At 71.7% G+C, this 17,723-nt stretch carries 17 protein-coding genes; 4 read left to right on the top strand and 13 right to left on the bottom strand.

Going from position 1 to position 17,723, the window contains the following annotated elements; all coding sequences use genetic code 11:
- Positions 1-104: 104 nt before the first annotated feature.
- From VLY81_RS01950 to VLY81_RS01940, 3 genes are all read right to left on the bottom strand, one after another.
- Entirely contained in the window at positions 105-1,403 is a 1,299-nt protein-coding gene (locus tag VLY81_RS01950; protein WP_324669349.1) for an ABC transporter substrate-binding protein, read from the bottom strand.
- 29 nt (positions 1,404-1,432) lie between these two features.
- Positions 1,433-3,973 (bottom strand): glucoamylase family protein, encoded by a 2,541-nt coding sequence (locus tag VLY81_RS01945; protein WP_324669348.1) that lies wholly within the window; start codon positions 3,971-3,973, stop codon positions 1,433-1,435.
- Between the two features lie 111 nt (positions 3,974-4,084).
- Complete coding sequence (locus VLY81_RS01940) at positions 4,085-5,089, bottom strand: LacI family DNA-binding transcriptional regulator (protein WP_324670313.1); 1,005 nt, start codon at positions 5,087-5,089, stop codon at positions 4,085-4,087.
- Positions 5,090-5,319: 230 nt separating this feature from the next.
- Between VLY81_RS01940 and VLY81_RS01935 the strand changes: the two genes are divergently transcribed.
- Positions 5,320-5,571 (top strand): hypothetical protein, encoded by a 252-nt coding sequence (locus tag VLY81_RS01935; protein WP_324669347.1) that lies wholly within the window; start codon positions 5,320-5,322, stop codon positions 5,569-5,571.
- Positions 5,508-5,834 (top strand): hypothetical protein, encoded by a 327-nt coding sequence (locus VLY81_RS01930; protein ID WP_324669346.1) that lies wholly within the window; start codon positions 5,508-5,510, stop codon positions 5,832-5,834. Before VLY81_RS01935 ends, VLY81_RS01930 begins: the two co-directional genes overlap by 64 nt.
- A 121-nt stretch (positions 5,835-5,955) precedes the next feature.
- Here the strand turns inward: VLY81_RS01930 and VLY81_RS01925 are convergent, their stop codons facing one another.
- From VLY81_RS01925 to VLY81_RS01915, 3 genes are read right to left on the bottom strand one after another with little or no spacing between them, the layout of a single operon-like run.
- Positions 5,956-6,882, bottom strand: coding sequence for a mechanosensitive ion channel family protein (locus tag VLY81_RS01925; protein ID WP_324669345.1), 927 nt, complete (start codon positions 6,880-6,882; stop codon positions 5,956-5,958).
- Positions 6,883-6,918: 36 nt separating this feature from the next.
- Positions 6,919-7,566: a class I SAM-dependent methyltransferase gene (locus tag VLY81_RS01920; protein WP_324669344.1), complete on the bottom strand. Its 648-nt coding sequence runs from the start codon at positions 7,564-7,566 to the stop codon at positions 6,919-6,921.
- A gap of 7 nt (positions 7,567-7,573) precedes the next feature.
- Positions 7,574-8,785 (bottom strand): cytochrome P450, encoded by a 1,212-nt coding sequence (locus VLY81_RS01915; protein WP_324669343.1) that lies wholly within the window; start codon positions 8,783-8,785, stop codon positions 7,574-7,576.
- A 190-nt stretch (positions 8,786-8,975) separates the two neighbouring features.
- Here VLY81_RS01915 and VLY81_RS01910 point away from each other — a divergent pair, with 190 nt between their 5' ends.
- Positions 8,976-10,094, top strand: a complete 1,119-nt coding sequence (locus VLY81_RS01910) for a saccharopine dehydrogenase family protein (RefSeq protein ID WP_324669342.1) — start codon at positions 8,976-8,978, stop codon at positions 10,092-10,094.
- 73 nt (positions 10,095-10,167) lie between these two features.
- The gene (folE, locus tag VLY81_RS01905) at positions 10,168-10,770 is read left to right on the top strand and encodes a GTP cyclohydrolase I FolE (RefSeq protein ID WP_324669341.1); all 603 of its coding nucleotides are present in this window, start codon (positions 10,168-10,170) and stop codon (positions 10,768-10,770) included.
- A 15-nt stretch (positions 10,771-10,785) separates the two neighbouring features.
- Here the strand turns inward: folE and hemL are convergent, their stop codons facing one another.
- From hemL to hemQ, 7 genes are all read right to left on the bottom strand, one after another.
- A complete protein-coding gene (gene hemL / locus VLY81_RS01900; RefSeq protein ID WP_324669340.1) occupies positions 10,786-12,099 on the bottom strand; it encodes a glutamate-1-semialdehyde 2,1-aminomutase in 1,314 nt (437 codons plus the stop codon).
- A 5-nt stretch (positions 12,100-12,104) separates the two neighbouring features.
- The gene (hemB, locus tag VLY81_RS01895) at positions 12,105-13,112 is read right to left on the bottom strand and encodes a porphobilinogen synthase (protein WP_405001308.1); all 1,008 of its coding nucleotides are present in this window, start codon (positions 13,110-13,112) and stop codon (positions 12,105-12,107) included.
- An 85-nt stretch (positions 13,113-13,197) separates the two neighbouring features.
- Positions 13,198-14,064: a uroporphyrinogen-III synthase gene (locus tag VLY81_RS01890; RefSeq protein ID WP_324669338.1), complete on the bottom strand. Its 867-nt coding sequence runs from the start codon at positions 14,062-14,064 to the stop codon at positions 13,198-13,200.
- Positions 14,036-15,100, bottom strand: coding sequence for a hydroxymethylbilane synthase (hemC, locus tag VLY81_RS01885; RefSeq protein ID WP_324669337.1), 1,065 nt, complete (start codon positions 15,098-15,100; stop codon positions 14,036-14,038). The genes VLY81_RS01890 and hemC overlap by 29 nt, the downstream gene beginning before the upstream one ends.
- A gap of 6 nt (positions 15,101-15,106) precedes the next feature.
- Positions 15,107-16,390, bottom strand: coding sequence for a glutamyl-tRNA reductase (locus tag VLY81_RS01880; RefSeq protein ID WP_324669335.1), 1,284 nt, complete (start codon positions 16,388-16,390; stop codon positions 15,107-15,109).
- The gene (locus VLY81_RS01875; RefSeq protein WP_449731228.1) at positions 16,387-17,040 is read right to left on the bottom strand and encodes a MerR family transcriptional regulator; all 654 of its coding nucleotides are present in this window, start codon (positions 17,038-17,040) and stop codon (positions 16,387-16,389) included. The genes VLY81_RS01880 and VLY81_RS01875 overlap by 4 nt, the downstream gene beginning before the upstream one ends.
- Positions 17,041-17,045: 5 nt before the next feature.
- The gene (hemQ, locus tag VLY81_RS01870) at positions 17,046-17,720 is read right to left on the bottom strand and encodes a hydrogen peroxide-dependent heme synthase (protein WP_324669333.1); all 675 of its coding nucleotides are present in this window, start codon (positions 17,718-17,720) and stop codon (positions 17,046-17,048) included.
- Between the last annotated feature and the right edge of the window lie 3 nt (positions 17,721-17,723).

The following is a 17,723-nucleotide window of genomic DNA, read 5'->3' as shown; positions in this document are numbered from 1 at the left end:
CCGCGATTGGGTCGAGCTCGAACCCGCTGGCCGCATGCCTGACCTTTCAAACCCCCTACCAAAGGCCCGATTCAACAGGAAACCGAGCAGTCACCTAGGCTCCCTTACTGGAGGGTGGCCAGGATCTCGCGAGCCTTCTTGGCGAACTCCTGCATCCCGCTGACGGGGTCGACCTTGCCCAGGTAGATGGCCTCCCACGCGCGGTTGTACTCGTCATTGATCTTCGCGTAATAGCCCCCCATCGGGTTGAGGATCCCGAAGGCGAACGAATCCACGAACGCTGTCAGATCGATGGGGACCCAACCCGGCTGGGACTGCTTGACGAACGTCGAGTAGGCGACGTCCTTCACCGACGGGATGGCGATCTGCGCCGCGATCTCCGATGCTCTCGGGTCGGTGCTCATGAACTTGACGTAGCGCCACGCCGCATCCTTGTCCTTGGCCTTCGCGTTGACGGCGTACCCGGTCGTCCAGATGAGCGTCACGGGGCGGGCGGTCGCGGGGTCCGCCGGCATCGGCACGATGTCCCAGGCGAACCGCTTGCCGATCCGCTGCTGGAAAGTCGGGATGTCCCAGGTGGCCATGAAGATCATGCCGGCCCTGCCGGCGTAGAACCGCTGGTCGGACGGCATCCCCTGGCTTGCCGCGGCGTCAGGCATGACCCGGTCGACCTTCATCATGTCGAGGAAGAACTGGATGCCCTTTGCCACCTTGGGATCGTCGGCCAGGATCTGGCTGTGGTCGTCGTTGAAGATGCGGCCACCGAAGATGTGCGGAGCCAGCGTGGCGATCCCCCAGTGATCGGCCGCTCCGTAGATCTTCTGCAGGCCCTCTCCGCGGGTCAGCTTGCGGGCGTACGCGAGGAAGTCGTCCCACGTCCACCCTCTCGTCGGGTACGCGAGCCCGGCATCATCGAACATGTCCTTGTTGAAGGCCACCACCAGGGACGCGCCGGTGATCGGCATGCCCTCCCGGAAGCCGTTGGGCCAGACGTAGCCGTTGTCGATGCCGGGGAGGAGGACCGCCTCCAGGTTGAGGCCGTCCCGCTCGACGAACGGCCGGAGGTCCGTGAAGATACCCCGCCGCCCGCGATTGCCGTGCCAGTCGGCCGACATCATGATGACGTCCGCGGCCGTCCCGGCGGCCAGCATGGTGTCGAGCTTGCGCTCCCAGTCAGGCCCGGGCGGGGAGACCTCGAGCTGCACTTCCACGTCCGGGTTGGCCTTCATGAAAGCCTCGGTCTGGGCCCTGCGATTTTGCATCTCCTGGGCGTTACCCCAGGCGAAGACCGTGATGCGGGTCTTCGCCATGGCGTCCGCCGCTGCCAACGTCGCCACCAGCACCAACACCACGAACGCCGCGCCCACACTCCTGCCCCACAGGTCATGCCAGAGCCTCGTCACTTCGTCCTCCCAACCTTTCCTTGGTTCGCTCACTCGAGGGTGAGCGTGCCCCAGAGGTCGGGATTGGCCCAAACGGCCGGCACGTTGTTCCAGGCCAGCATGTGCGTCCTCGCGTACTCACCGAGGCCTGCGTCCCGGTTGTTGGTGTTGTGAATGGTGAACGAGAACCCTAGTGAGACACCGGCCTTGCCCTCGATGCCGAGGAGCTGCAGCGGAATGGCCACCTCCACGACATAACCGTCAGCCGAGCGGCCGGAGGCGACCCGGACGCCCGGGGCCGTCTTGTCGATGGGGCCCGGGCGCGCGTCCTCATGCCGGACAGCCTGGACGTGGCCCTGCGTGTCAAAAGGCAGAATGGCCAGCTTCATGAGGCCTGCATCGGATCCCGCCCGTGCCGGGTCGATGTAAAACTCGATCGAGTCGGTGCGGTAGAACGCCTTGAGATCGTCCGGGGTAATGTTGCTCACCACGACGGGGTCCGTCACCTCGGCGGCCAGGTACAAGAACCGCTCGTCCCATTGGGCCGCGAACCGCCCGCGCAACACCATCTGAGAGGGGTCTACCTTCTGCAGGCCCGGATCCGGCACGTTCATCGTCTCGTCGACCACGTTGAACGGCACAGCCGTCCACTCCGCGAGGTCGCCGTCGATCTCGATGGGGGCGCTGCGGCGCACGGCGACCGCGTGGCGCTGCTCCACACCCAACTGCATCTGCTCCCACTTGGCCCGATAGGCCGGGGTGACGGCGTAGTCCGAGCGACGCTCGACGAACCCCACCTTCTCCAGCGCTGCGCGCACCGGCTTGTTCTGCATGAAGTAGCGCCAGATGAGACCGGTGCGGTAGTTCTCGATCATGAGCAGGATGGCGCCCTGGTCGATGCCGATGTGTTCGGTCGAGTACCACTCTTCGTCCGCGTTGAAGGCGCTGACGAAGCCGTACTCTCCCCAGATGAGGGGACCGTATCGCTCCAGCATGGCACGAATCGCCCTGAGCGAGTGCTCCGGCGTGAAGGGAATGGAGGCGATCGACGCATAGGGCGCGATGGTCCCGTCGTGATGGCCCTCGGCAGCCCCGTAGGCCCGGTAGCCGGCGGGACCGTCGGAGGCGCTCAATCCCCAGATGTCCGGTTCGTACGTCTTGTACCGGTCGCGCTGGCGCAGGCTGAAGCGGCGGTTGTGAAGCGTCGCGGCCACCGCGTTGTTGAAGTAGTTGGCGTACGCGTCCTCCATGTCCCGCAGGTCGAGCCAGATGAGCGGGTACTGGTAGACGAAGAGCACCTCGCTTGGCAGGGCGATGTGATCGCCCTGGATGGGCCGGTGGATCTCGTCCCAGGCCGAGGGCGGGATGGGATGGCTGGGAGAGCCGATGGCCAGGATGTGCAGGAGCAGGCCTTCATTGAAGGTGTTCCACCGGGCCTGGATGAAGCCGCCTTCTGGGGTCCACCCCATGGACGGTGTGGTGCCCTCGTTCATCATCCACCGCCAGTCGACGGCCTCATACAGCCGATTGGCCAGCGCCTCCACCTCGGTGCCGGCGAAGTACTTGCCGACCGTGAGCGCCCCTGCCAGGAAGAGGGCGGTGTCGATGGACGACAGCTCGCTGCCGGACCACCGCCGGCCTGTCTGCATGTCCACGAAGTGATAGAAGAACCCTCTCCCGCCTTCGACACCGCCGTTGGCGAACGTTCGCAGCGTGGTCAGCGCCCGATGGTACCCCTCCCCCCGGGTGATCCAACCCCGTTCGATGCCCACAGGGATGGCACTCAGGCCGAATCCCACGGCTGCGATGCTGGACGGCGCTCCCTCTCGGGTGCGGTCAGGGATCAGTCCGTTGAGCGGATTCGCGAGCTCCCAGAAGTAGGCGAAGGTCTTTCGCTGGATCGCGGTGAGCAATTCTTCGTCGCTGAGCTGAAGCAGCGTCTCGACTTCCTTCTTGATGGCGGGCGAGACGCGGTCCATTAGCTCGAGACGAGACATCCCCCGCGTGACTCCCATGGCGTCGAGGTAAAAGGGCTCCGTCAGCGGCACCTTCTGTCCCTTCTCGTCGAACCCGGCGAAAGCCAGGTAGATCATGTAACGGCGGCCGGGATCGACGTTGCGCATCGACCCGGCGAGCCGGTAACGCACCTCGTTCCAGCCGGTCCCGACCTCGACCTCGGCCTCTGAAAAGACACCGCCGACCCATTGCCACCCGGAGGTCACGTCCGCCATGCCCAGGAAGAACATCCCAGGCTGGAGCCGGGTGCCCTCCGGAACGTAGACGTGCAAGACCAACTCGCCGCTGCCGGCCCACTTCTCGACGCGACTCCCGTCGAGAGGCAGCGCTACCTTCGTCTCGATGGCGTTGCCGCTGGGGATGACCTTGAGGGATCGGTCACCCTCATACGCGACGTCGCCCGCCAGCTCGAAGCGCGCCCCGGTGTTGTCGTTGCCGATGCCGGCGAGGTCGTCGGGACTCTCCATCGACCACAGCAGCGTGGTAGCAGCCGTTGCCGGGCCGGCATCGAGCGCCAGCAGGAGCGTCAGGCCGATCGCGGCCAGGCAGTGCCGCCAGGACACACAGGCGGCCATCTCGTGCCCTCCCTTCGGGGGGCCTTAACCGGTTCAATTGCCACCCACACGGACCCTTCCGAAATCGCTACCAGACCGCCTACCAGGCCGGGCACCCACCAGCCTTCGGTCTCAGGTCGCGGATCGGCACGATTCCCGCACCACCAAAGTGACAGGCAAGAGGATATGCCGAGGCTCGAGCTCTTCGCCACCGATGAGTCGAACCAGGAGGTCCACCGCCTGCCGGCCCATCTCGTAAGTCGGCTGCCGGATCGTCGTCAGGGGAGGCCGGATCATGGACGCCGCCTCGATGTCGTCGACCCCCATGAGCGAGACGTCCTCCGGAACCCTGCGCCCACTACGGGTAATCGCCTCCAACGCGCCGATTGCCATCTGGTCGTTGGCAGCCAGGATGGCCGTCGGCGGATCGGGAAGACTCATCAGCTCGCTGGCGGCCTTGAACCCTCCATCCCGGGTGAAGTCGCCGACCCGGACGTACTCTTCCCTCAACGCGACGCCGGAGGCTTGGAGGGCCCGCCGGAATCCGGAGAATCGATACCAGGTATCCCGAGACCGGGGCGACCCGTGAATGAACGCGATCTTGCGATGGCCCAGGCTGATGAGATACTCGGCCGCCTTGAAGCCGGCCTCCGAGTTGTCGACGCTGACTGCGTGCAATGAGGGCCCGGCGTCCGGGTCGTCCAGGAGGACGAACGGACGCCCCGTGGCGCGCAGCTTCTCAAGATAGGCGTGGTCCAGGGAGTACGTCATCAAGATGACGCCGTCGACCCGGCCACTCATGAGGGAGTCGACGACCTCTCGCTCACGACGGGGATCCGAGCGTGTCGTGCAGAGGTTGAGGATGTAGTCGCGCTCATTGGCGGCGCTCTCGACGCCCCGGATGATATGGGCGTAGAACATGTCGGAGATGTCGGGGATGACGAGGCCGAGGGTTTGCGTCTTGCGGCTGGCGAGACTGCGAGCCACGGTGTTGGGGCGGTACCCGAGCTCCTCCATGACCTCCAGCACGCGCTGGCGGGTCCTGGCGCTCACGCCCGGGCGACCGTTGAGGACATAGGAGACCGTAGCCTTGGAGACCCTGGCCCTGGCTGCCACGTCTCGAATCGTAGGCCCCATCATCCCAGGCCTCTCTACGCGACTGAACCGGTTAAGTGCGATGTTCCAACTCAATTCTTGCTTTCACGCTACATCGTCTTTGAGGGCGGTGTCAAGCCCGATTGCGGCCTTGACCCACGCCACTCGAATGGGTACGCTGACCAACGGCTCCCTGTTAGGAATGCTTCCCGGTCTTCGTCGGCATGACCGCTTCTCTGGGATAGGCTCGTGGAAAGGAGTCGTGACCGCGCTTGCACGCCCTGCTCACACACCGCAGCGTCTGGGTCCGTTTCGGCGCCCTGTGGGTGCTGGCAGCGGCCGTCTGCCTCGTGGCCTGGAGCCTGGGCTACGCCGTGCTTCCCGAAGGGGTACTGAGAGGACGCATCCCGACTCAGGCCCTCGCCGGGGGCGCGGAGTCCCTTCCCACGCCCCTGGCGGAGTGGGCACGCATCTTCGGGCTCAACTGCTGCTGGCGACCGTCAGCATCGCAGGCGTCGGGCTGATCCTCGACGAGCGGGGACACCCCTTGAGCTACATAGTGGTGATGGGATGGGCGGGGCTGTACGGGCTCTTGCTGGGCACGGACTCCTTCAGCCTGCCCCTGCTAGGGGGCAAGATGCCGCCGACCCTGTCCGTGCTGATGAGATCGGGGCCCTACGAACTGAGCGCCTACGCCTTGCTGGCGGCGGCGCTGCGGGGCACGGCCCGGCGCTCCAGCCCATGGGGATCAACGCGAGCCAGTAGAGCGCCAGTTGCTCCGATGTGAGGGTGGGGCCATGCCGGTCCAGCGCGTGCAAAAAGGCGATCTCGTACGTGATGTCGTCGTTTAGCGTGGAGGGCGGCCTCACGTAGCCTCGAACCTCACCGTAGGTCTCCCTCGACCCGCCTTACCCGTTGGCCGCCCCGTCGCCCTCGAAGCGTACGGTGAGCCGCCCCTCGTGCGCCTCGAGGCCCAGGCGGGCCAGCACCGAGCGGACGGCCGGCAGCAGCACCGGCTCCACCAGCACCCGCTGGTGGAGATCCTCCAGCGACACCCTCAGCGTCACCAGGGCCAGGCCGGCGCCCGTCAGCGGTGCCCACTGCACGCCAACGAGCCTCGCGGCCAGCGCCCTCGCTCGCCATAGCTCCTCCAGCAGACCCCGCAGGGCCTCCTCCAGGGCCCGCACGAGCTCAGCCGGCTCCCTGCCGCCCGGCGTCGCCTCGCCGCCGCCCGCGGTCGCCTCGCCGCTCGCCGCCGCCCCGCCGCCCGCCGGCGTGAAGAACGTGATGGCGGCGACGCGTCGCCGGGAGTAGTTGACGACGGGGCCAATGTTGCCGTTGGGGATGACCCGCAGCTCGCCCTGGGCGTCCCGCAGGCGTGTGGAGCGCAGCCCGATCTCCTCGACCACGCCCGTCTGACCGGCGATCTCCACCAGGTCCCCCGGGGCGAGGGCGTCCTCCATCAACAGCGAGATGCCCGTCACCACGTCCCGCACGAACCCCTGCAGCCCGAAGCTGACCGCCAGCCCCAGGATCCCCGTCGCCGTGATGAGGCTGGCGGTGCTGAGACCCAGCGACTTGTTGAGGATCAGCAGGGCGGCCAGGGTGTAGATGGCGTAGCGGATGAAGCCGCGGAAGAGCGGCCCGAGCACCTCCCGCTGGCGGGAGCGCAGGGGCCTCGCCCCCAGCCGGTCGAAGAGGCGGATGGCCAGATCCGAGGCGATCTTGGCGCCTGCCGCGATGACGACGGCCAGCGCCACCCGCCACAGCACCTGCCCGAGCACATCCAGCCACGCGCCGGGTTGTTGCAGCCAGGTCGAAGCGGTCGTCTCCACGGCGGGCTCTTTCGCCCGCAGGCGAGGCCCATCCTCTCAGCGCCCGTCGTCGCGCCCCGCCTTGTGCAGCACGGCCACCACGTGCGGCCGCACGGGCGCCGGCCCGAAGGACTCCAGCCGCACCTGCACCGTCTCGAAGCCGGCCCGCTCCAGGATGGCCAGGGTCGGGCGGTTGGGGTGACACCCTGCCCCGAGCCGCCGCCACACCGGCGTCACCCGGTCCTGCCATCGTGCCAGGGCCGGATCCTCGGCCCGCACGTGCTCCACGATCCGCAGCGTCCCACCGGGCCGCAGGACCCGCCACAGATCCCGGGCAGCCGCCCCGGGATCCGTCACCGAGCAGAGCACCAGCGTCGAGACCACCGTGTCGAAGCTTCGGTCTTCGAACGGCAGCGCCTCGGCCGCTGCCTCCACCCACCTTACCGACCGGCCGTGCCGGGCGGCTTTGCGCCGGGCGCGGCGGAGCATGTGGGCGTTGGGCTCGACCGCCACGAGCACGGTCTCGGCCGGGTAGTGGGGCAAGTTGGCCCCCGTGCCGGCCCCGATCTCCAGCACCCGTCCCGTCGCCCCGCCGGCGATCTCAGCCCGTCGCGCCGCGTAGTAGGCCTCCTCGGCCGCCGGTGCGAGCAGGTCGTAGAGGGCCGCGAAGAGGCGGTGGTCCCACCGGTTCCAGCGTCCTGCCATGCGTGGCTCAGCTCTCCCAGGCCACCGGCAGCGACTCCAGCGCCCGGAAGGCGACGTTGGGCACGTACCGGGGCTCCCGCACCAGCCGCAGCCCCCGGAGCCGCTCGAGCATCATGGTGAAGGCTACCCGCCCCTCGAGCCGTGCCAGCCCCGCCCCCACGCAGTAGTGGGCGCCGTGTCCGAAGGCCAGGTGTTCGTTGGGCTGCCGCCCCACGTCCAGCCGGTCGGCGTCGGGGAAGGCCTCGGGGTCCCGGTTGGCCGACCCCAGCATCAGCAAGACGGCATCGCCTCGCTGCCAGCGCGCCCCGCCGATCTCGACGGGCGTGGCGCAGTGGCGGGCGGTCATCTGCACCGGCGAGTCGTAGCGCAGCAGTTCCTCGACGGCCAGTGGCACGAGCTCGGGTGAGCGCCGCAGCCGCTCCAGCTCGTGGGGGTGGCGCAGCAGGGCGTACGTGCCATTGGCGATGAGGTTGACCGTGGTCTCATGGCCCGCCGTCAGGAGCATGACGACGGTGCCGATGACCTCGTCGTGCGAGAGCCGCTGGCCGTCCTGCTCGGCGGCCAGCAGGGCGCTGATCAGGTCGTCCCCGGGCTCCCGCCGGCGGCGGTCCAGCAGCGTCCCCATGTACTCGGCCATCTCCACCGCGGCGGCCGAGACCTGAGGCGGCACGTCCTCGGGCGACCAGGCGCCGAGGTAGGCCGCGATGATCCGGGCCCACCGCCGGAAGCGCTCCCTGTCCTCGTCCGGGGCTCCCAGCAGCCGGGTGATGACGATGACCGGCAAGGGCTCCGCGAAGTCCTGCAGGAGGTCGGCCTGCCCCTGCCTCTGGATGCGATCCAGCAGCGCCTCGGCGGTCTGGCGGATGAAGCCCTCCATCGCCGCCACCGCCCGGGGCGTGAAGGCCTTGCTCACCAGGCCCCGCAACCGCGTGTGATCGGGCGGATCCCGCAACAGCATCCACGTCGACAACAATTGTCGGATGCGGACGGTCTCCTCGCGCACGGGCAGCTCGTGGCCGGCGTTTCGGGCCTCGCGCACGAAGGCGGGGCTCTTGAGCACCGCCACCACGTCGCGGTAGCGAAAGAGCACTCGGATCGGAAAGGGCGAATCGGCCACGAGGTAGACCGGCGCCAGCTCGCGCATGGCGCGGTAGACGGCGTAGCGCTCCTGCAGCAGCGCTTCGCTGGTCGGATCGAAGACGACCGGGGACGTGGACATGGGCCTCATCCTCTCCCATGGGCCCTGGGCGCCCCCGGCGGCGCACGAGGGGAGGCGTATGGATGGGGGTGCCTGCGCAGGGATACGCCGGGCTTCGACTTGCTCCTGCCCGCACCGGGGCAACGGTGCGACGCTGGGGGCGAGGAGCGCGGCCGCGCCACGGCGAAGCGCCAGGTGGGAGGGGTGGGATTTGCGGTTCGTCGTCTTGGGAGGCGCAGGCGACATGGGGCGGCGCGCGGCCCTGGAGCTGGCCGTGACGCCCGGCGTCGAGCAGGTCACCCTCGCCGATCGCAACGAGCGCAAGGCGCAGGCGGTGCGGGATCTCCTGGCACGGGACCCGTCGGTGCGGGCCCGGGTGGAGGCCGTCGCCGTCGACGCGCTGGATCGACCGGCCGTCGTGGCCCTCATGCGGGAGCACGACGTTGCGGTGGGGGCGGCCGGCCCGTTCTACCTGCTGGAGGAGCCCCTGGTCCAAGCCGCCATCGAGGCCCGGCGACCCTACGTCAGCCTCTGCGACGACCACGACGCGGCCAGCCGGGTGCTGGCGCTCGACGAGGCGGCGCGCTCGGCCGACGTCGCCATCCTGACGGGCCTGGGCTGGACGCCCGGCCTCACCAACCTCTGCGTGCGCCACGCCGCCGCGACCCTCGACGCCGTCGAGTCCGCCCACCTGGCCTGGGCCGGCAGCAGCGCCGACTCCGAGGGCACGGCCGTGGTGCTGCACACCATGCACATCTTCAGCCGCCGCGTCAGCACCTTCGCGGGCGGCCGCTGGCTCGAGGTGCCGGCGGGCACGGAGCCGGAGCGGGTCACCTTCCCCGACCCCATCGGCACGGTCACCGTCTACCACGTGGGGCACCCCGAGCCGGTGACGGTGCCGCGCTTCGTGCCGGGCCTGCAGGAGGTGCGCCTCAAGGGCGGCCTCAGCGAGCCCAGCCTCAACGCCCTGGCCGTCGCCTTCGGGCGGATGGGGCTGACGGCCACCCATGGCCGGCGCCGGCGGCTCGCCGCCATCCTCAAGCCGCTCTTGCCGGTCTTCGAGCGTCTGGGGCCCAGACGCCCGGCGGCGTCGGGCTTCGTGGTGCGAGTGCGGGGGCGCAAGGACGGCCAACCCGCCGAGCGGCTCTACTCGGGGGTCGGCCACATGGCCGACCTGACGGCGGTGCCCGTGGCGCTGGGCGCACTGTGGATGGCGCGGGGTCGCATCACCCGTCGCGGCGTCTTCGCCCCCGAGGCCGAAGGGGGGCCGGAGCCCGAGCCCTTCTTCGCCGAGCTGCTGCAGCGGGGCGTCCACGTCCACTGGCAGTGATGTGCTACAATGCGTTGGCCGGCGCGGCGCCGGCCCGAGACCGGGCCTTCGGGCCTCGAAAGCGGGGCTTGCCATGGACGAGGCACCCGACGTCGATCCGCAGCGGCTCGAGCGGATCCGCCGCGCCGTCCGGGAGATCCTGGAGGCCGTCGGCGAGGATCCGGACCGCCCGGGGTTGCGGGAGACGCCCGACCGGGCGGCACGGATGCTGGTCGAGATCTTCGCAGGCGTGCACGAAGAGCCCGCCGACGAGCTGACCCTCACCTACGAGGAGGGAGCCGAGGACCTGGTGGTGGTGCGCGACATCCCCCTCCACTCCATGTGCGAGCACCACCTGCTCCCCTTCATGGGGAGGGTCCACATCGCCTACCTCCCCGCCGGCGGGCGGCTGACCGGGCTCTCCAAGCTGGCGCGCCTGGTGCAGGGGTACGCCCGCCGCCCGCAGGTCCAGGAGCGCCTCACCAACCAGATCGCCGACGCCGTCGAGGCCCGGCTGCGCCCTCGGGGCGTGGCCGTGGTGATCGAGGCGGAGCACCTCTGCATGATCATGCGGGGCGCCCGTGCCGAGGGCTCCCGGGCTGTCACGATGGCGGTGCGGGGCCTCTACGAGCGAGACCCGGCCGAACGCACCGCCGTACTGGCCCTGCTCGGCCACCGGGAGCCCCGCCGGGGCTGAAGGGCCGGCCGCTGCCTACCGTGCCGACTCGATGAGGGCCGCCTGGGCCGCCTCGACGACCGCGTCCACCACCGCCTCGTCGTGGGCCAGCCCCACGAAGACGGCCTCCAGCATGGCGGGTGCCAGGTGGACGCCCCGCTCGAGCATGGCATGGAAGAAGCGGGCGTAGCGCCCGGCATCGGCCGCTCTTGCCGAGTCGAAGTCCGTCGGCGCCGCCTCGGCGAACGCGATGCCGACCAGGCCTCCCATCTGCACGACCGACAGGGCCACCCCGGCCTCACGGGCCGACTGCCGCAGCCCCTCGGCCAGGCGCTGCCCCAACGCCTCGAGGCGCTCGTAGACGCCCGGGCGAGCCAGCTCCCGCAGCACCGCCAGGCCCGCCGCCACCGTGATGGGGTTGCCCGACAGCGTGCCGGCCTGGTAGACGGGGCCCGCCGGGGCCACCTGCTCCATCAGGGCCCGCGGCCCGCCGTAGGCCCCCACGGGCAGCCCGCCGCCGATGACCTTGCCCAGGCACGTCAGATCCGGTGTCACGCCGAGCCGGCCCTGGGCGCCGCTCCAGCCGACCCTGAAGCCCGTGATCACCTCGTCGAAGATGAGGAGGCTGCCGTGGCGACGCGTCAGCTCCCGCAACCCCTCGAGGAAGCCCGGCTCGGGCAGGACCACCCCCATGTTGGCCGCGACGGGCTCCACCACGACGGCGGCGATCCGGTCGCCCCACCGATCGAAGAGGGCCTCGACGTCGGACAGGTGGTTGTAGCGGGCGAGCAGCGTCTCGCCGGCCGCCCCCGGGCTGACACCGGGCGACGCCGGCGAAGAAGTTCCTTGCGGCGCCCCGTAGACGGCCGCCCCCGAGCCGGCCCGCACTAGCATGCCGTCCGAGTGGCCGTGGTAGCACCCTTCGAACTTGACGACGTAGGGCCGCCCCGTCACGGCCCTCGCCAGGCGCACGGCGCTCATGACCGCCTCGGTGCCCGAGTTGACGAGGCGTACCATCTCCACGGAGGGGATGGCCCCCGCGATGGTCTCGGCCAGCTCTACCTCGGCCGTGGTGGGCATGCCGAAGCTGGTGCCGTCCGCCGCCGCGCGCTTGACCGCCTCCGTGACGGCGGGGTGGGCGTGGCCCAGGATGACCGCGCCCCACGATTGCACGAGGTCGATGTAGCGGCGGCCCTCCAGGTCGTAGACGTAAGGCCCCTGCCCCCGCACGATGAAGACCGGGGTGCCTCCCACCGCACCGAACGCCCGCACGGGGCTGTTGACCCCGCCCGGGATGGCGTGCCGCGCCCTCTCCCACCACTGCTGCGTCGCTTCACTGTGTCTGGTCATGCGTCTCATCCCTCACGCAGCCACCGGGCCGCCTCGACGGCGTGGTAGGTGATGATGAGATCGGCCCCTGCCCGCGCCATGGCCGTGAGGCTCTCCAGCACCACGGCCCGCCGGTCGATCCAGCCCTGGCGGGCGGCGGCCTCCACCATGGCGTACTCCCCGCTGACGTTGTAGGCGGCGACCGGCAGCGCCATGGCCTCCCGGACGGCCCGCACCACGTCGAGGTAGGCCAGGGCCGGCTTCACCATGACGATGTCCGCGCCCTGGGCCACGTCGAGGGCCACCTCCCGCAGGGCCTCCCGGGCGTTGGCGGGGTCCATCTGGTAGGCCCGCCGGTCCCCGAAGGCGGGCGCCGACCCGGCCGCCTCGCGGAACGGCCCGTAGAAGGCCGACGCGAACTTGGCCGAGTAGGCCATGACGGCCACGTCCTCCCAGCCGGCTGCGTCCAGGGCCTGGCGGATGGCCCGCACCTGGTCGTCCATCATGGAGCTGGGAGCCACGATGTCGGCACCTGCCTCGGCGTGGGAGACCGCCGTGGCCGCCAGGCGCTCGAGGGTCTTGTCGTTGTCGACCTCCATCGTCCCCCGCCGCTCCCGCAGGATCCCGCAGTGGCCGTGCTCCGTGTACTCGCACAGGCACACGTCCGTCACCACCACCAGCTCGGGCCACCGGGCCTTGAGGCGACGCACGGCCTGCTGCACCACGCCCTCGGGATCGTCGGCGCCGCTACCCCGAGCGTCCTTGGCCGGCGGGATGCCGAAGAGGAGCACCGCCCCCACCCCTGTCTCGAGCGCCTCCCCCGCCGGCTCGTCCACGCGGTCGACGGGCCAGCGCATCACCCCGGGCATGGATTCCACCGGCTGGAGGGCGACGCCCGCCGGCTGCACGAAGATGGGATAGATGAGCTGCTCGCTCGAAAGGCGGGTCTCCCGCACCATGGCACGCAGACCCGGAGTGCGCCGCAGCCGCCGGGGGCGCACCCCCGTCTCCCGCCCGACCACCGCGCCCCCCATGTCCCGCCTGCCGGGGGCCGGCTCGACTCGCTGCACGCCCTGCACCCTGCTCACCCTGCCTTCCGGGAGCCTGCCGCCTCTGCTCTCACCGGCCGTCGTCCGGCCCCGCCGGGCGGGGAGGGCTCCCCTTGGTCGCGGACCACGCCTCCACGCAAGCCGCCACCAGACCCGCCGGGTCCGGCGAGCGGGCCTGCGTCACACGCCATCCCGCCTGGACGGCCGCCCGGGCCGTGGTGGGGCCGATGGCGACCGCCCGGATCTCGCCGTCCCCTCGACCGGCGCCCGATTGCACAAGGGCTCCGGAGAGCGCCGCCACCTGGCTGGGCGACGCGACCAGCACCAGGTCGACGGCCCCCAGACGCACCCGCTCCGCCGCCTGCCTCGCTGCGCTAGGGTCCTCCAGGGTCCGGTAGGCGGTGACCCGCACGGGCCTGGCGCCACGTGCCCTCAGGGCCGCCTCCAGCCGGTCGTCCGCCCGGTCTCCCAGGGCTAGCAGGATGCGGCGGCCCGCCAGCGGTTCGAGACGTTGCAGCGCATCCGGGATGGCGGCCCCCTCGGCGCGCTCGGGCACGCAGTGCACCACGAGCCCCCGGCTCTCCAGCGCCTTTCGGGTACCCGGCCCCACGGCGCAAAGCCGCGCCCGCAGGCGTGTGCCTGCCCCGTCCTCGCCCGACGGCCCGCGCCCCGGCGGCCATCCGGCCGCCTGCTCCAGGACATCGGCCAGCGCGGCCGCCCCATTGGGGCTCGTCACGACCGCCCAGTCGTAAGCTCCCTCGAGCAGACCCTCCGCCGCCTCGCGAAGCGGGCCGGGATCGGCCGGGGGCTCGATGCGAATCAGCGGCTCGACGACCACGGCCGCCCCCGCCGCCTCCAGCGCGGCCACCGTCGGCGCCGCCTGGTGGGCGGGGCGGGTCACCAGCACCCTACACCCCGCCAGCGGCCCCGGACTCAAGGAAGGTCCCCTCCCCCGAGCGCACCCGCTGGAGCAGCTCGTCGGCCAGGGACTCCCCCAGCTGCCGGGCGGCGTCGACCCACGCCGGAGCGTCCGCCTCCACCGCCCGGGGCAGGGGCACGCGCCGCCACCCTCGCGCGGCCATCCACCCCGCCGTGCCCTCGCGTACTTCGCCCGCCGGGATGGCCACGAACCCCACCAGCTCCAGCTCCTGCCCCTCCACCATCCGGGCCCAGGCGCCCACCGGCCAGCGGCAGCCCGCCCCTGTGCGGGCGAGGAAGGCCCGCTCCGCCTCGGCGGCCGCCCGCAACTCGGGCCGGTCCAGCAGCGCCAGCGCCTCCCGCACCTCCCCGTCATCGGCGCGGCACTCCACGGCCAGCGTCCCCTGCCCGGCCGCCGGCACCACCGCCTCGGGGCCCAACCACACGGTGGCACGGTGAGCCAGGCCCAGGCGCCTCAGGCCGGCGCCCGCCAGCACCAGGGCATCGACCTGCCCCTCATCCAGACGCCGCAGGCGGGTCTCGACGTTGCCCCGCACGGGCACCGCCACCAGGTCCGGGCGCAACAGGCGAAGCTGCACACCCCGGCGCTGCGACGACGTGCCGAGGCGTGCCCCCGTCCCCAGCACCGCCAGCGCCGAGGTGGCGTCCGTCGGGGCGTGCCCGTGCCTCTCGACGGGCTCGCTCCCAGCCGGCGGCAGCACCAGGACGTCGCGAGGGTCTTCCCGCTCGGGAAACGCCCCGAGCACCAGGCCTTCGGGCAGGTCGGTCGGCACGTCCTTGAGGCTGTGGACGGCCAGGTCCGCCCGCCCCTCCTGGAGGGCCACCTCCAGCTCCTTGACGAAGGCGCCGACCCTCTCGGCCCCCCGCGCGCCGTCCTGCCACGCACCGTGGTCGCCCCGGGTCGTCATGGGCACGATCTCCACGGCGACGCCCGGCACGCTTCGCCGCAGCCGCTCCACCACCGCCTCCGTCTGCGCCAGGGCCAGCCTGCTCGACCGGGTGGCCACCCGCAACGGGCGGGTCGTCACGCTCATGCCCCGTCATCCCGCCCTCTCCTGGCGCTCGTCCCCTGCCTCGCAAGCCATGCGCTTGAGGTAGAGGGTCGGCAGGTGCATGAGCTTGTTGGTGAGCCGGCGGGTCATGGCCTCCAGCACCTCGCGGTCCCGGGGCGCCAGCCGACCGTCGAGCCGCCTCAGCGCCCACTCGAGCTCCTGCGCCCGGACCGCCTCGGCGCGCCGTCGCATGGCCACCACCGCCGGCGCCGCCTGACGCTGGCGCAGCCACTCCATGAAGCTCGCCGTCTCCTGCCCGACGATGGCCATGGCCGCCGCCCGATCCTCGCCGCCCGTCCCTTCCGGCGCTCGCGGCGCCGCCTCGGCCGCTCGCGCCACCTCGTCGATGCCGAGCAGGCGCAGCCCCTCGGGCATGGGCGCGGGCACCTCGACGTCCCTCGGCACGGCCAGGTCGACGACCCACAGGTCCGGCGCCCCGGCCGCGGCCTCGCCCGCACCGCCGCCACCAGCCATGCGGCCGCCACGACGGTGCCGGGCGCCGACGTCGCGGAGACGACCAGGTCCGCCTGCTCCAACAGCTCCGGCAGCGCCGCCATGGGGGCCGCATCCAGCGCCACCTCGGCGCCGCCCCGGCGCTGCAGCGCGGCCCGCGCCGCCTGCAGGCCTGCTCGGCCGCCGGGCGCAGAAGCGGACCCGCCTCGCCCCCGCGCCCACGGCCTCCCGGGCCGCCAGCATCGCGGTCTCGCCGCTGCCGATCACCAGCACCGTGCCCCTCGCCAGGTCGAGCCCGCCCTCGACGGCCCGGCGCACCGCCTCGCGCGCCAGCGAGGGCGACGCGCTCCCCAGGGCCGTCTCGGTCCGCACCCGCTTGCCGGCGTGCACCGCCCGCTCGAAGAGGGCTCCCAGCACCGGGCCCGGCGGCCGCACCTGGCGCGCCAGGCCCAGGGCGTCGCGCACCTGACCCAGGATCTGGGGCTCGCCGACCATCGCCGACTGCAGCCCGGCGGCCACCTCCAGGAGGTGGCGCACGCACGCCTCCCCGTGACGCTCCGCGCCGTGGGCGTGCAGGGCCGACGGGCTCACGCCCCCGCGCCGCGCCAGGGCCTCGAGCGCCGGGCCGAGCTGCTCGGGACCTTCCACGTAGACCTCGATCCGGTGGCAGGTGGCCAGCACGACGGCCGGCCCCGCCAGTTGCTCCAGCAGGCCCGAAACCGCCGCCGCGTCGCCCAGTGCCAGGCGCTCCCGCAGCTCCAGCGGCGCCGTCCGCCAGTCCATGCCCCACATGGACGGCCCGCTCCGAGGCTCGCTCACGCCATCGCCTCCCCGGGCTGCGCCCCGCCGCTCCCGTCGCCCTGCAGGTACCCCTCGAGCGTCGCCACCAGCAGCTCGTCGAAGAAGATCCCGGCCCGCTCCATCACCCGCCACCCCTCGGGGTCGTGGGCCGGCGGACGGTCCAGCGAATGGGCGACGGCCTCCATGATGACCTGGCGGAAGGTCAGCACGGCCCGGGCCGTCTCGGGGATGGACAGCCCGAGCTGGAGCGCCTCACGGCCGTATTGGCGCATGATGGCCCGGGCCGCCTGCAGGTAGGCCTGCTCCTGGTCGCCCCGCGCCGCGTACTGGATCAGCAGCCCCAGCAGCTGGCGCCCGTTGGCACGCTTGGAGGGCCGCACGGAGTCGTAGCGGGGCGTCCACGGCTCCTCGACCAGCCGGTGGGCCAGTATCTGGTGGGCCTCGGCCAGCGCCCGTTGCTGCAGCCGCTCCAGCGGCTCCGCCGGCGCCTGCAGGGCCAGGGCCCGGCCCCGCTCGAGGAAGGCCAGCAGCTCCTGGCGCAGGTAGCGGCGGTGGCCCCCTGGCGTGCGGAAGGCGACGATGAGCCCCTGGTCCGTCCACCGCCGCAGGGTGGTCTCGTGCACCCCCAGGATCCGGCACGCCTCCTTGAGCCCCACCCACTCGCTCAACGCCGTCACCCCAGGTCGGCCACGGCCTCCGCCAGGCTCTTGCGGATGCCCGTCACGAAGGGCGTCTCCAGGCTGACGTAGCGGCGCGCCTTGGCCGAGCGCAGCGCCCGGATCATGTCGACCAGTCGGCCCAGGTCCTCGGTCTCGAAGGCCAGCACCCACTCGTAGTCGCCCAGCCCGAAGGCCGACGTGGTGTTGGCCAGCACGTCGGGGTAGGGCCTCGCCAGCTCGCCATGCTCCCGCAGCATGGCCGCCCGCTCCTGGGGCGGCAGCAGATACCACTCGGGCGTGCGCACGAACGGGTAGACGCACAGGTATCGCAGCGGCGCCTTGCCCTGCACGAAGGCCGGCACGTGCTCCGGGTTGAACTCGGCGGGTCGGTGCAGCCCCATGAAGGCGTGGGTCAGCCGTAGCCGGGCGCCCAGCGCCGTCCGCCGGAAGGCGGCCAGCCGTGCCTGCAGCTCGTCCGGCGACGGCGAGATCCACCACATCATCAGATCGGCGTCGGCCCGAAAGCCCGCCGTCGAGTAGACCCCCCGCACCTGCACGGCGCCGCCCTGCTCGAGCAGCCCCTGGGCCTCGGCTACCGTCTGCTCGCGCTGCTCGGGCGACAGCTCCGCCCAGCGCCGGGTCCGCTGGAAGACGGGGAAGTAGACGTAGAGGTCCGACTTGTCGGCCACGGA

The sequence above is a fragment of the Limnochorda sp. LNt genome (assembly GCF_035593265.1).
Lineage (GTDB): Bacteria > Bacillota > Limnochordia > Limnochordales > Geochordaceae > Geochorda > Geochorda subterranea.
Note: the sequence above shows the minus strand (reverse complement) of the source record. Positions and strands in the feature narration are given on the sequence as shown.